This window comes from Streptomyces rubellomurinus (assembly GCF_000961885.1).
Classification (GTDB): Bacteria; Actinomycetota; Actinomycetes; order Streptomycetales; family Streptomycetaceae; genus Kitasatospora; species Kitasatospora rubellomurina.
The window spans coordinates 1-12,803 of the sequence record NZ_JZKH01000146.1 but is presented as its reverse complement, the minus strand read 5'-3'; the positions used below and the strand labels follow the sequence as shown (position 1 = coordinate 12,803).

At 73.4% G+C, this 12,803-nt stretch carries 14 protein-coding genes; 4 read left to right on the top strand and 10 right to left on the bottom strand.

All coding sequences use genetic code 11. From position 1 onward, the window contains the following. A partial coding sequence (locus VM95_RS35770; protein ID WP_045705064.1) for a peptidoglycan-binding domain-containing protein occupies positions 1-266 on the top strand: 266 nt, incomplete at its 5' end. Positions 267-329: 63 nt separating this feature from the next. Here the strand turns inward: VM95_RS35770 and VM95_RS35765 are convergent. From VM95_RS35765 to VM95_RS35750, 4 genes are all read right to left on the bottom strand, one after another. Then, positions 330-920 carry a TMEM165/GDT1 family protein gene (locus VM95_RS35765; RefSeq protein WP_045705062.1) on the bottom strand — a complete coding sequence of 197 codons (591 nt, stop codon included), beginning with the start codon at positions 918-920 and terminating at the stop codon, positions 330-332. 202 nt (positions 921-1,122) lie between these two features. After that, positions 1,123-1,944 carry an ABC transporter permease gene (locus VM95_RS35760; protein ID WP_078861084.1) on the bottom strand — a complete coding sequence of 274 codons (822 nt, stop codon included), beginning with the start codon at positions 1,942-1,944 and terminating at the stop codon, positions 1,123-1,125. After that, positions 1,944-3,566 carry a dolichyl-phosphate-mannose--protein mannosyltransferase gene (locus VM95_RS35755; RefSeq protein WP_107073199.1) on the bottom strand — a complete coding sequence of 541 codons (1,623 nt, stop codon included), beginning with the start codon at positions 3,564-3,566 and terminating at the stop codon, positions 1,944-1,946. Before VM95_RS35755 ends, VM95_RS35760 begins: the two co-directional genes overlap by 1 nt. Before the next feature lie 211 nt (positions 3,567-3,777). After that, positions 3,778-5,085: an MFS transporter gene (locus VM95_RS35750; RefSeq protein WP_244179105.1), complete on the bottom strand. Its 1,308-nt coding sequence runs from the start codon at positions 5,083-5,085 to the stop codon at positions 3,778-3,780. Positions 5,086-5,243: 158 nt separating this feature from the next. On the opposite strand from VM95_RS35750, the gene VM95_RS35745 reads away from it, so the two are divergent. Then, the gene (locus tag VM95_RS35745; RefSeq protein ID WP_045705072.1) at positions 5,244-5,828 is read left to right on the top strand and encodes a MarR family winged helix-turn-helix transcriptional regulator; all 585 of its coding nucleotides are present in this window, start codon (positions 5,244-5,246) and stop codon (positions 5,826-5,828) included. A 107-nt stretch (positions 5,829-5,935) separates the two neighbouring features. On the opposite strand, the gene VM95_RS35740 is transcribed toward VM95_RS35745, so the two are convergent. The 4 genes from VM95_RS35740 to VM95_RS35725 form a co-directional block, all read right to left on the bottom strand. After that, entirely contained in the window at positions 5,936-7,765 is a 1,830-nt protein-coding gene (locus VM95_RS35740; protein ID WP_078861082.1) for a glycosyl hydrolase family 18 protein, read from the bottom strand. Between the two features lie 325 nt (positions 7,766-8,090). Further along, positions 8,091-8,723 (bottom strand): FxLYD domain-containing protein, encoded by a 633-nt coding sequence (locus tag VM95_RS35735; RefSeq protein WP_052706191.1) that lies wholly within the window; start codon positions 8,721-8,723, stop codon positions 8,091-8,093. Between the two features lie 134 nt (positions 8,724-8,857). Then, positions 8,858-9,418, bottom strand: coding sequence for a DoxX family protein (locus VM95_RS35730; RefSeq protein ID WP_045705058.1), 561 nt, complete (start codon positions 9,416-9,418; stop codon positions 8,858-8,860). Positions 9,419-9,547: 129 nt separating this feature from the next. Next, positions 9,548-10,024, bottom strand: a complete 477-nt coding sequence (locus tag VM95_RS35725; RefSeq protein WP_244179104.1) for an Lrp/AsnC family transcriptional regulator — start codon at positions 10,022-10,024, stop codon at positions 9,548-9,550. A gap of 173 nt (positions 10,025-10,197) precedes the next feature. Between VM95_RS35725 and VM95_RS35720 the strand changes: the two genes are divergently transcribed. Together VM95_RS35720 and kynU are read left to right on the top strand one after the other, a co-directional pair. Continuing rightward, positions 10,198-11,058, top strand: a complete 861-nt coding sequence (locus VM95_RS35720; RefSeq protein WP_045705054.1) for a tryptophan 2,3-dioxygenase — start codon at positions 10,198-10,200, stop codon at positions 11,056-11,058. Positions 11,059-11,132: 74 nt separating this feature from the next. After that, positions 11,133-12,407, top strand: coding sequence for a kynureninase (gene kynU / locus VM95_RS35715; RefSeq protein ID WP_045705066.1), 1,275 nt, complete (start codon positions 11,133-11,135; stop codon positions 12,405-12,407). Positions 12,408-12,488: 81 nt separating this feature from the next. On the opposite strand, the gene VM95_RS45740 is transcribed toward kynU, so the two are convergent. Together VM95_RS45740 and VM95_RS43940 are read right to left on the bottom strand one after the other, a co-directional pair. Then, positions 12,489-12,605, bottom strand: a complete 117-nt coding sequence (locus tag VM95_RS45740) for an LPXTG cell wall anchor domain-containing protein (protein ID WP_078861080.1) — start codon at positions 12,603-12,605, stop codon at positions 12,489-12,491. Position 12,606: 1 nt separating this feature from the next. Beyond that, positions 12,607-12,803, bottom strand: a 197-nt coding sequence (locus VM95_RS43940; protein WP_208615592.1) for a hypothetical protein, incomplete at its 5' end; no start/stop codon positions are given.

Genomic DNA, 12,803 nt, shown 5'->3' with positions numbered 1-12,803 from the left:
CCCACACGCCGACGCCCACCCCGACGCCGCCGCCGACCCCGCGCCTGCTCCAGCTCGGCATGACCGGCCCGGACGTCAAGGCCATGCAGCAGAGCCTGTACGTGGCCGAGTGCGGTTTCGTCGACCAGTCGATCGTCTCCGGCACCTTCGACGACTGGACCAGGACGGTGCTGCGCAGCTACCAGCGCGACAACCACATCCGGGGCGAGGACGGCGTGTACGGCCCCAAGACCCAGGCCGTCCTCTCCGCCGACCCGGGCTGCTGACCGGCCCCGGACACGACAGCGGCGCCCGCCGACCGGCAGGCGCCGCCGAGCAGCCGAAGAACCTCAGCCCGTGATCGCCCCGACGATGCTGACGCCCGCGAGCACGATCATGATCGCCGCCGCGACCCGGACGATCCACTTCATCGGCACGACCTTGAGCAGCTTCTGCCCGCCCACGATCGCGATCCCGCCGACCGCGCACAGCCCCAGCCAGGAGCCGAGGCCGACTGCCAGCAGGTCGGTGTACTTGGCGGCCAGGTTGGCGGTCATGATCTGGGTCAGGTCGCCGAACTCGGCGATCGCGACGACCACGAAGCTGGCCCCGGAAACCTTCCAGAAGCTGTTCGAGGACGGCTCCTTGGCGGCGTGCCCGTCCTCGTCGTCCCCGCCGCCGTGGAACAGCAGCATCGCCGCGCCGATCAGGAAGAGTGCGCCGGTGACGCCGGAGACCCAGCGGTGCGGCAGCATCGACAGCAGGTGGCCGGCGGCGAGCGCGATGACCACCTGGACCAGGAACGCGGCGGCGACGCCCGCGAAGACGTAGCTCGCCCGGTACTTGGTGCCGAGCACCAGGCTGGCCAGCGCGGTCTTGTCCGGCAGTTCGGCCAGGAAGATGACGCCGAAGGTCAGGGCGGCGATGGACAGACTCATCAGTTGGGATCCTCGGTCGGGCTGCCAGGCCGTCGCACTTCCCTCGGGGGACGCTTCGGCCCGACAGCACTGGAAATGGTCACAGCACTGCGGCCGAAGGTCTCGCCGGCACCCACCGTACGGGTGGTGCCCCGGGCGCCGGGCCCCTGGGGGCCAGTATGTCGACGGTCCGGTGGAGGGCTACTCCCCTTCAACGCGCTCCAGCCTACCCGACCCCGCCGACCGACCCGGCCGTCACCAGCCCCCGCCCGACCAGCTCCAGCACCACCACGATCGCCACCGCCTCCACCGCCAGCAGCGCGACCAGCACGAACAGCTGCACCGCCCCCGCCTGGGAGGGCGAGGCCCCGCCGAGCAGCATGCCGACGAAGGCGCCGGGCAGGGTGACCAGGCCGACCGTGCGGGTCTGGTCCAGCGCCGGGACGAGCGAGGTCGCGGCCGCCGTGCGGCAGATCTCCAGCCGCGCGTCCCGTTCCTCGAAGCCGAGCGCCAGCGCCGCCTCCACCTCGCCGCGCCGCTGCCGCAGCTCGTCCAGGGCGCGCCGCCCGGCCAGCGAGGTCGCGGTGAGCGCGCCGCCGATCATGATCCCGGCGACCGGGATGACGGACAGGCCCTTCGGCGGCAGCAGGCCGACGCCCAGCAGCAGGGCGAGCACCGGCAGCACCCCGGCGCCGATCGGGGCGGCCGCCCAGGCCCAGCCGGGGCCGGGGGTCATCCGCCGCCCGGCGGTGCGCACCGCGACGGTGAACATCAGCAGCACGAACAGCGCCGACCACCACAGCGAGCCGACCACCCAGGTGATCACCGCCGCGACGCCGGCCAGCTGCACCACCGCCCGCAGACCGGCCCGCAGCACCGCGTGCCCGTGGCCGAGCAGGCCCCACCCGGCGACCGCCACGGCGGCCAGCAGCAGCACCGCCGCCACCGCCCAGAGCGCCGGGGTGACCGGCAGCAGCTGGCCGCCCGAGGCCGCCGACCGCACCGGACCCTGCGCCACCGAAGCCAGCGCCACCGGAACCAGCGGCATCAGATCCAGCTGGTGAACCACATCCGGTCCTGCCAGGCCGACATCGGGATCACCTCCGCCGAGTACAGCGGGTAGAAGAAGGCGAAGCAGCCGACGATCGCGACCACGATCAGCCCGGCCCCGATCGCGCCGTAGCGGCGGCGCTCGACGCTGCAGCCGGGCGGGCCGAGGATGGCGCCGAGCATCTGGGCGACGGCCAGGCACAGGAACGGCACCAGCACGACCATGTAGAAGGAGAAGATCGTCCGCTCCTGGAAGCGGAACCAGGGCAGGTAGATCCCGGCGACCGCGCACAGCACGGCGCCCGAGCGCCAGTCCCGGCGGAAGAACCAGCGCCACAGCAGGTAGGCCAGCGCGAAGCAGGCCGCCCACCACAGGAACGGGGTGCCCAGGCCCAGGATCTGCGCCGCGCAGCCGCCGGTGGCGGTGCAGCCGCGCTGACCGTTCGGCACCTGCTCCCAGTACATCGAGACGGGCCGGCCGTCGACCAGCCAGGCGAAGGGGTTGGACTGGTAGGTGTGCGGCTGGTTGAGGCCGGTGTTGAAGTCGAGCATCTGCGAGTGGTAGTGCCACAGGCTGCGCAGCGGCGCGGGCACCCAGCCCATCGGAACCTGCGGCAGCGACACGCCGAGGAAGCTGTCCGGGGAGAGGCCGGCCCGGCCGTCCGCCCAGTGCCGGTCGTAGCCGCTCGCGCCGTCCCCGCCGGCGCCGCTGGCCAGCCAGCCGCTCCACGAGCCGACGTACACCACGAGGGCGGAGCCGACCACGGCGAGCAGGGCGGGCCCGGCGTCCCGGCGCAGCATGGAGCGCCAGGGGCGGCGGGCGCCGGCCCCGCGGCGGCCGGACTGGTCCCACAGCACGGTCAGGATGCCGAGCGCGGCGAGGATCGGGGCGCCGTTCCACTTGACGGCGCAGGCGGCGCCGAGGAACACGCCGGCGGCGATCCGCCAGGGGCGCAGCCCCAGCCGCGCCCGGTCGGCGTCGTCGGCCGCGGCGAGCCGGGCGCGGGCGTGGTCGCGGTCGACCAGCAGGCTGCCGAAGGCGGCGAGCACGAAGAACATCTGGATGCCGTCCAGTAGGCCGATCCGGCTCATCACGAGCTGGAGGCCGTCGACGGACATGAGCAGCGCGGCGGTGCAGCCGACCAGGGTGGATCCGAAGAGCCGGCGGCCGATCCGGGCCAGCATCAGCACGGAGAGGGTGCCGAGCAGGGCGGTGATGAACCGCCAGCCGAAGGGGTGCAGCCCGAACAGCTGCTCGCCGATCGACATCACCCATTTGCCGAGCGGCGGGTGGGCGACGAACTCGGGGGCGGCGTTCAGCGGGATGCTCTGCGGGACGGCCAGGATGTCCGTGTTGGCGTGGTCCGGCCAGGTGCCCTCGTAGCCCTGCTGGAGCAGCGACCAGGCGTCCTTGGGGTAGTACGTCTCGTCGAAGACGAAGGAGTTGGGGTAGCCGAGGTTCCAGAACCGCAGCAGGCCGGCGAAGAGTGCGACGCCGATCGGTCCGAGCCAGCCGGCGTGCCGGGCCATCCAGGGCGGCAGTCGGCGCGGGGTCGGTGCCGGGGCCGGGGTGGTGGGGGCCGGGGCCGCCGGGGGGTGCGTGAGCGCCGCTTGGGTCATAGCCTCGCCGATTTCGCCTGTCTTCGCCGGTGCGACTGGTCTGCTCTGCCCGGGCCCGCCGTACCGGTCCGCCCGGGTCTGCCGCGCCGGCCGGGGCCGGACGGGCGACAGGCACCGACACTATGTGGCGGTGCCCGCGAAGCCAAGCGCGACGGGCGCCGACCAGGTGACCTGGTCGGCGCCCTCTCGAACACCCTTGCGCGAGCCGGCGCTACGCGGCCGTCTGCAGCTCCCGGACCGGGGCCGCCGTGCGGACCACGGCCGGGGCCGCGTTGTCCTGCTCCGGCGTGAGGTGCGGGCGCAGCCGGACGGCCAGGGCGACGATCAGCAGCGTGCAGCCCGCCATGGCCGCGAGGTAGAGCGGCCAGGTGCCGGAGCCGACCAGCAGCACGCCCACGGCCGGGCCGACCGCGATGGCGATCTGCTTCACCAGGGCGTACCCGGCGTTGTAGGTGCCGAGCAGTCGGGCCGGGGCGAGGTCGGCGACCATCGGGCCCATGGTCGGCGCGAGCAGCGACTCGCCGACGCCGAACAGGGCGTAGATCGAGACGATGGCGACCGTGGCGGCCATGGTCTCGGTCCGTATCAGGCCGGCCACCAGGGCCATCCCCCAGGCGGCGAGCCAGACCAGGCCGGCGGCGGCCATCGCGGTGGTGCGGCGGCGGCGCGCGGTGATCCGCACCATGAACATCTGCAGGACGACGATGGTCACCGCGTTGGCGCCGATCGCGAAGCCCAGGGTGGACGGCGCGGTGCCGACGGTGTCGGTGGCGAAGGCCGCGACGCCGGACTCGAACTGGCCGTAGCAGGTGAAGAAGATCAGCCCGGCGAGGATGCTGAGCCGCAGCATCGCCTTGTCGGCGAGCAGGGCGCGCAGGCCGGTCGGGCCGTCGTGCTTCTCCTGGACGACGGTCAGGTTGGCCCGCGGCATCCGGGCGGTGCCGGTGACCAGGGCGAGGCCGAGGAAGGTCGCCGCCTCGATGGTGAACAGCCGGGTGAGGCTGGCCGGGTCGGCGACGTTCACGATCTGCCCGCCGACCAGGGCGCCGATGCCCATGCCCAGGTTGACCAGGGTGAACTGCAGCGCGAAGGCGTGCGAGCGGGTCGCCGCCGTGGAGCAGCGGACGATCATCGTGGCGAGCGCCGGCTGGCAGGTGGTGACACCCGCGCCGAACAGGAAGGAGGAGACCAGCAGGGCCGGGGTGCCGGTGGCGTGCCCGAAGGCGAACGCGCCGGTGGCGGCCAGCGCCGCACCGGCCAGCAGCACCGGGCGCGGGCCGTACCGGTCGATGCCGCGGCCGGTGAACGGCAGGACGACGAGCGCCGCCAGCGCGAACACGGTGAACACCATCCCGGCCGCCAGCGAACCCAGCCCGCGCACCTGGTCCACGTACACGAACATGTACGGCATCGTGAACCCGCTGCCGAACGCACTGAGCGCGTTGCCGATCTGGACGCGGCGCAGCGGGCTGCCCGCCCCACGTCGCTGCTGCCTCTGCTGCTTCACCGTGCCGGTCACCGTGCACATCCCTTCCTGGGTCGACTGGTCACTCTTGAGTGCTGGACTCTTAAGGCCAGAAGATTTCAGAGCTAAAGTTTGACGAGATAAAGTCTTAGCACCGGAAGAGTGCGGTGTCAAAGTCTTAAGGGGTGCACAGCCGTGCGACACTGTTCGGCATGACTACGGACAAGCCGGGGCCGGCGACCGACAAGCCCGCGCCGGCCACCGCGCTGGAGATCGGCATCGCCGAGCAGGTGGCGCTCTACCAGCGGGAGTTCCCCACCGTGGACCCGCAGGTGGAGACGATCGTGCAGACCCTCAACCGGGTCTCCCGGCGGATGGGCGTGGCGTACGACCGGCAGCTGACCGTGCTCGGAATCACGTCCGCCGAGTGGGAGGTGCTCAAGGCCCTGGTGGTCGCCGGCAGCCCCTACCGGCTGGGGCCGGGCGAGCTCGCCAAGCGGCTCGGGCTCACCCCGGCGGCGATGACGCACCGGATCGACCGGATGGTCGCGGACGGCCTGGTCACCCGGGAGCGGGACGAGTCCAACCGGGTGCGGGTGATCATCGAGCTGACCGAGACCGGCCGCGACAAGTGGCTGGAGTCGATGCGGATGGCGGCGGTGTTCGAGGAGGAGCTGCTCCAGGACCTGGCCGGCGAGGACCGGACGGCGCTCTCCGGCCTGCTGGCCCGGATGCTGCGGCGGATCGAGGAGACCCAGCCGGACGCGCTCGGGCGCACCGCCGACCTGGCGCAGTGAACCGGAGCCGAAACGCAGGAGTCCGGCCCGCCGGGGGAATTCCCCCGGCGGGCCGGACTCTCACTGTTTCGGGTGCCGGTCGGGTGCCGGTCGGGCGCCGGCCCGGGTCAGCAGGGCCCGTTGTCGGCCCAGACGCCCCACTGCCCGCTCTGCGACGGGTCCTCGCCCTTGGTCCACCACTTGTTGGTGTAGTAGTGGCCCTTCCACGACACCTTGGTGCCGCCGGCGGCGTAGGTGGTGTTCGGGTCCCAGCTCGGGGCGGCCGAGCAGGTGGCCGGGGAGGTCGGCGTGCCGGTCGGGGTCCCGGTGGGAGTGCCCGTGGGCGTCCCGGTCGGGGTGCCGGTCGGCGTGCCCGTGGGCGTCCCGGTCGGGGTCTGGGTCGGGGTCGGGGTGCCGGTCGGCGGGGCCGGGCAGCCGGCCGCGGAGCCGTTGGTGGCGTTCACCATCGTGTCGAACAGGGCGGTCTTGGTGCCCAGGTCGTACAGCGAGAAGGCGAAGGAGCCGCCGAGGCCGTTGCAGTGCGCGTAGTCGATCTTGGCCTGGATCGACCTGGCGTCCTCACCGCTCCAGAAGGTGGTGCCGTCGTAGAAGTACGTCGCCTTGGCGTCGTCGTCCCAGAAGGTCCTGGACGGGTTGTCGACGAAGCCGCCCAGCTCCTTGTACATCTGGATGCCGGGGACGCTGCCGGACATCGGGGCGCCGGCGGCCGGGCCGGTGGCGGTCTGGAAGAGGCCGTTCTTTCCGTTGTTCTGGACGCCGGTCCAGCCGCGGTAGTAGAACGGCACACCCATGTTGATCTTGTTGGCCGGGAAGCCGCCGGGGATGCCGTAGTCCGGGTCGCCGGCCGTCCACGCCTTGATCGCGTTGTCGATCGAGTACTTGCCGTGGCCCGGCTTGGCCGGGGTCATCGGGTCGTTCGGGCCGGAGTACAACGGGGCCTGGTGGTTGGTCGGGCCCTGGGCGTCCCACGCGCCGTGCATGTCGTACGTCATGACGTCGAGGAAGGTCAGGTACTGGCCGACCTTGTCGGTCTCGACGTTCATGATCTTGTCCTGGCCGGCCCCGACCGCTGCCGACAGGGCGTAGGTCTTGCCGTCCGCCTTGCCCTGCGCGTCCAGCTGGTTGCGGAACTCCTGCAGCAGCAGGGTGAAGTTCTGCTTGTCGGCCGGGCTGGAGAGGTTGCCGGTGTGGCCGCCGCCGCCCGGGTACTCCCAGTCGATGTCGACGCCGTCGAAGAGGCCGGCCGCCGAGCCCGGGCCGCCGTAGCCGGCGTCCGAGGGGAGGTTGCCCTTGATGAACATGTCGAGGCAGGAGGAGACCAGGTGCTTGCGCGAGGCGTCCGTGGCGGCCGCCGCCGAGAAGTACTTGGAGTAGGTCCAACCGCCCAGCGAGATCAGGATCTTGAGCTTGGGGTTCTTCGCCTTCAGCTTCTTCAGCTGGTTGAAGTTGCCCGCGATCGGCTGGCCCCAGGCGTCGCCGACGCCGTCGACCGAGATGTCCGGGCCGAAGCTCTTCTGGTAGTCGGCGAACGCGTCGCCCGCGCCGTCGCCCGCGTTGGGGTTGTTGTCGTCCCCGCTCGCCGCCTTGGTGGCCTCGAAACAGCCGAGGTCGGTCGGGTGGATGTTGGCGAACGAGTAGATCATGTAGTCCAGCTTCCCGGCGACGCCGGTGTCCTGGATCGTCTTGGGGTAGTACGCGTTCGCGTAGATCGACCACTGGTCGAAGTAGGCGACCTTGATGCCGCCGCTGGTGGCGGCCGCGCCGGTGGAGTTGGTGGTCGCGGCGTTGGCCGCGCCGCCGCCGGTCAGCGCGAGGCCCGCGCCGAGCAGCAGGGAGGCGGCGGTGCCGGCCGCGACGGCGGCCAGGCTCTTCGGCCGGCGTCGGCGGCCGTCCTGCGGAGCCGGCGTCCCGGCCCGTTCGATGCGTGAGCGCAGCATGGGTGCGTTACTCCTGGTTGTGGGGGTTCCGTCGCCCCGGGGGCGCGCGTCCGTGGTGGGGCCGGACGGCCGGGACATGACAGATCAGGGGTGGGGTGTCGGGGCTGGAGCGTCTGGGTGGAGTCGGCGGGGAGCGTGATCGGGCCTGGACGGACGGACACCGGGATGTGCCGAACCGGCGCCCCCGGCCCGGAGGCCGTTGACGCCGGTTCAGGGGCTCCCTGCACCTGGGGAATAAAAATGGACTAGACCAACTCCCCCGTCAAGGGGTCCCGTTGGGCCTTGAGCCGCGCTTAAGGTTCCGCTGCCGCGCCGAGCCGCGCCGTCAGTACCGGATCGCGTTCGCCACCACGGCCTTGACGGTGCCCGACAGCTGACGGTTGCTGCGCGCCGTGGCCTTGGCGCTCTGCCCGGCCGCCAGGTCGTCGACCGTCACCGCGACGGCGTCCAGCACCGTGCCGGAGTCGTCCGTGAAGTTCACCTGGACCACGTACCGGTACGACTGCTGCCCGTGGTTGGTGACGGTCAGCTCCACCTGCGCCTTCCCGTCCGAGCCGGTGGACACCTCCCCCGCGGCCACGTCCGCCTTGGCGTCCAGCCCGCCCTTGATCCCCGCGACCGCCGAGTTGGCCGCCGACACCGCCGCCGAGGCCTCCGCCTGCGCCGAGGAGATCAGCGCCCCCGCCCCGCCCGCCGCCGAGGCCAGCGCGGACGCGGCGGAGGCCGCGGCGCTCACGCCCTTCTCGATCTCGCCCGCGGCCGAGGAGGCGACGCTGCTCGCGCTCTTGCCGGAGGAGCAGCCGGCCAGCGCACCCGCGCCGAGCACGGCCGCCGCCAGCACCCCGGCGACGGCCCGGCGGCGGTTCACCAGCGGTGCGTCCGGGGGCCGTTCGGTGACCCGCGGCGGGGCCGGCGGACGGGCCGACGCACCGGCCCGGGTGAGCGGCTGGCGGTCCATGCGCTCCTCGTTCCTTCCCGGCGCCGGCGGCCCGGCGCGCCCTGCCGCCCACCCTCGGAGCCGCCGGCCCGGGCCGCCAGCAGGCGTGCTCCCTCCAGGTGACACCGCCGGGACGGGGCTCCGGGACAGGGGCCTCAGGACAGCCCCGAGCCCTCCTGCTCGTCCGCCTCCACCGCCGCCCGCTCCTCGCGCAGCCGCACCACGTGCCGGCGCCGCGCCACCACCCCGTACGCGCCGGCCGCGCTCGCCACGAAGGACAGCAGCCCGACCCACGGCCGGTCGAAGGCGTGGCCGGTCAGGTGGTCCAGCGAGTACCGCCCGGGGCCGGCCAGGCCGATCGCGAGGCCGGTGGCGCCCAGGAACGCCGGGTACTCGTAGCCGCCGGACATGGCGAAGAAGCCGGCCGGGGCGTGCACCGACACCGCGCCCGCCATCGTCCCGGCCACCACCGCGCCGGCCGCCGGGGTCGCCAGCCCGGCCACCAGCAGCGCGCCGCCGCCGGCCTCGCCGAGGCCCGCCGCGATGGCGCTCTGCCGGGCCGGGTGGAAGCCCATGTGCTCCATCGCCTGGGTGGTGCCGTCGAGGCCGCCCCCGCCGAACCAGCCGAACAGCTTCTGGGTGCCGTGCGCGATCAGCACGCCGCCGACCGCGCCGCGCAGGGCCAGCAGGCCCAGGTCTCTCCGGTTCAGGCACATGTCGCATCCTCGCTTCCGCGCAGGGAGTCCTGCCTCCATGGCACCCGACCCCGCGCGCCCGTTCGAGCCGGGGCCGCCATCCGGGCGAATCCGCCGTCGATCGGGAATACGCCCTTGACGGGCCGAGCCTCAGGGCGCGACCACCGGTCGCCACGGCACCGGGCTGGAGAGGATCATCGAGCTGGACGGCTGCCCGTAGCCGCCGAGCCGGTCGCACAGCGCCTCGAAGTCGGCCATCGTGGGCACCGCGACCAGCAGCGCGCAGCAGGCCCCGCCGGTGACCCGGTGCAGCTGCAGCACCTCCGGCCAGGTCGCCACCTCCGGGTCGCGCAGCACGCAGCGCGGCCCGTAGCACTGGATCTGCACCAGGGCGGTGATCGGCAGCCCGGCCCGGGTCAGGTCCACGTGCGCGTGGTAGCCGCTGATCACGCCGTCCGCCTCCAGCCGGCGCACCCGCTCGGCCACCGCGGGTGCGGACAGGCTGACCCGGCGGGAGAGTTCGTTGTACGAGAGCCGGGCGTCGCCCTGCAGCTCGGCCAGCAGGCGGCGGTCGACGGCGTCCATGGCGGCTCCCGGGGCGGCGGTGATCAGCGGTTTTTCATTCACAAAGCGATTCCGCGAAACGCCTCGCGCACGAGAGCCCGAAGCGCCGTTGCGGTGTCCGTCGACCATTCAACCGGGGGGTGGCACCGCCGCACAATGGGCTCGGTGGAACCGGGCCGTCCGCGCGGGTCCGCCGACCCGGGCGACGGAGCCCGGACGGATCAGGAGGGACCGGGATGGTGCACGACACGGTGGAGCACGACGCGGTGGAGCACGACGCGCTGGAGACACCGAACCTGTCGTTCGGACGGGGCGACCAGCCGGGCCGGGGCACCCCGTACGCGGACTACGTGCGGCTGGAGGAACTGCACGCCCTGCAGCGGCCGAAGAGCGACGAGCCGGCCGAGCTGTCGTTCATCATCACCACGCAGGTGATGGAGCTGCTCTTCGACCTGCTGCGCCACGAGTGGACGATCGCCCGGCAGGCACTGCGCGCGGACGACCTGCCCGCCGCCCTGGCCGCACTGCGCCGCGGCACCCACACCCAGGACGTCCTGGTGGAGTCCTGGGGCCTGCTGGCCACTATGACCCCGCGCGAGTTCAACGCCTTCCGCTCGCTGTTCGGCGAGGCCTCCGGCTTCCAGTCCTCGGCCTTCCTGCAGCTCGAGTTCATGATCGGCAACAAGAACGCCGCACTGCTGAAGATGTACGACGGCATGCCGCGGGTCCGGGCCGAGCTGGCCGAGACGCTGCGCTCCCCCGGCCTGTACGACGAGGCGCTGGCCCTGCTGGCCCGGCGCGGCCTGGCGGTGCGCCCGGAGACGTCCGAGGAGCGCCACCGCCCGTCCGAGGAGGTTGCCGCAGCCTGGCGGCGGGTGTACACCGAGCCGGAGTTCGCCGGGCTGCAGCCGCTGGGCGAGGCGCTGCTGGACGTCGCCGAGCGGGTCACCCGCTGGCGCCAGCGGCACCTCTCCACGGTCAAGCGGACGATGGGCGGCAAGCCCGGCTCCGGCGGCTCCAGCGGGCTGGCCTGGCTGCGCCGGTCGGCGGAGCAGGACGTCTTCCCGGAGCTCTGGGCGATCCGGGACGAGCTGTGAGCGGGACGGGCGGGACGGCCGGAACGGCGGTCGGAACGACGGTCGGAACGGCGGAGGTGGCCGAAGGGATGAGCATGATCACGGACACGGGTACGGACACGGGCACGGGCAGCAGCACGGGCGCGCTCACGCGCGAGCAGTGCGCGGCGCTGGACGCCGCCGACCCGCTGGCGGCGTTCCGCACGGAGTTCGCCCTGCCGCCGGGGGTGATCTACCTGGACGGCAACTCGCTGGGCGCCCTCCCGGTGCGCACCCCGGAGCGGGTGCGGCAGGTCGTCGAGCGGGAGTGGGGCCACGAGCTGATCCGCAGCTGGAACGACGCCGGCTGGTTCGAGCAGCCGTACCGGCTGGGCCGGCGGATCGCGCCGCTGATCGGCGCAGACCCGGCGGAGGTGATCGTCTGCGACACCACCTCGGTCAACCTGTTCAAGGTGCTGTCGGCCGCGCTGCGGCTGCGCCCGGGCCGGCGCACCGTGCTCGGCGACGGCGAGGCCTTCCCCACCGACCTGTACATCGCCGAGGGCGTCACCGGCCTGGTCGACGGCGGCCGCAGCCTGCTGATCCGCCCGGAGGAGCTGGACGCGCACCTGGACGGGGACGTCGCCGCGGTCGTCCTCTCGCACGTGGACTACCGCACCGGCGAGCTGCTGGACATGCCCGGCATCACCGCCCGGGTGCAGGCCGCGGGCGCGCTGATGATCTGGGACGTGTGCCACTCGGTGGGCGCCCTGCCGGTCGAACTCGGCGCCGCGAACGCCGACTTCGCGATCGGCTGCACCTACAAGTACCTGAACGGCGGCCCCGGCGCGCCGGCCTTCCTGTACGTCGCCGAGCGGCACCTGGCGGCCGGCCCGGTGCAGCCGCTGAGCGGCTGGTTCGGCCACGCCCGCCCGTTCGCCTTCGAGCCCGGGTACGAGCCGAAGCCGGGCATCGGGCGGTTCCTGACCAGCTCGCCCTCGCTGCTCGGCCAGGCCGCGCTGGACTCCTCGCTGGACGTCTGGGAGCGGGCCGACCTCGGCGCGGTGCGGGCCAAGAGCCTGGCGCTGACCGACCTGTTCGTCTCGCTCGTCGAGGGCCTGGACGGCATCGAGGTGGTCACCCCGCGCGAGCACGCCCGCCGCGGCAGCCAGGTCGCGCTGCGGCACGCGGACGGGTACCCGGTCGTGCAGGCGCTCATCGCGCGCGGGGTGATCGGCGACTTCCGCGCGCCGGACCTGATGCGCTTCGGCTTCACGCCGCTCTACCTGTCGTACACCGAAGTCTGGGACGCCGCCCGGCACTTGGCCGAGGTGTTGGCGAGCGGCGAGTGGCAGGCGGAGCACTTCTCCCGCCGGGGCGAGGTGACCTGACCGGCCCGGGCCCGAACCCGGCGAAGGCCGCCCGCGTCGCAAGCAGCGACGCGGGCGGCCTTCGGGCCGTCAACCGGGCGGTCAGCCGTGGCGACCGCGGCGGCGGGCGGCCAGGACGGCCAGACCGCCGAGGCCGAGCAGGGCGGCACCCGCGAGGCCGAACACCACCGGGGCGTTGCCCGCGCCGGTGGAGGGCAGCTCACCGCCGCCACCGGTGTGGTGGCCGCTCGGGTGGTGGCTGGTCGGGGCCGGGCCGGCGCCGGACGTGCTCGAACTCGCCGAGGGCGAGGTGGTGCTCGCGGTCGGCGACGGCGAGGTGGGCCCGGGCGAGGTCGGCGACGGCGAGGTGGGCGTCGGGGACGTCGGGGTGGGGGACGTCGGGGTGGGGGACGTCGG

Excerpts from the sequence above, each read along its gene's own strand:
- VM95_RS35735 (WP_052706191.1), bottom strand. The coding sequence starts at position 8,723 with ATGGACCGCCAGCCGCTCACCCGGGCCGGTGCGTCGGCCCGTCCGCCG.
- VM95_RS35720 (WP_045705054.1), top strand. The coding sequence starts at position 10,198 with ATGGTGCACGACACGGTGGAGCACGACGCGGTGGAGCACGACGCGCTG.
- VM95_RS35740 (WP_078861082.1), bottom strand. The coding sequence starts at position 7,765 with ATGCTGCGCTCACGCATCGAACGGGCCGGGACGCCGGCTCCGCAGGAC.
- kynU (WP_045705066.1), top strand. The coding sequence starts at position 11,133 with ATGATCACGGACACGGGTACGGACACGGGCACGGGCAGCAGCACGGGC.
- VM95_RS35760 (WP_078861084.1), bottom strand. The coding sequence starts at position 1,944 with ATGCCGCTGGTTCCGGTGGCGCTGGCTTCGGTGGCGCAGGGTCCGGTG.
- VM95_RS35745 (WP_045705072.1), top strand. The coding sequence starts at position 5,244 with ATGACTACGGACAAGCCGGGGCCGGCGACCGACAAGCCCGCGCCGGCC.
- VM95_RS35755 (WP_107073199.1), bottom strand. The coding sequence starts at position 3,566 with ATGACCCAAGCGGCGCTCACGCACCCCCCGGCGGCCCCGGCCCCCACC.
- VM95_RS35730 (WP_045705058.1), bottom strand. The coding sequence starts at position 9,418 with ATGTGCCTGAACCGGAGAGACCTGGGCCTGCTGGCCCTGCGCGGCGCG.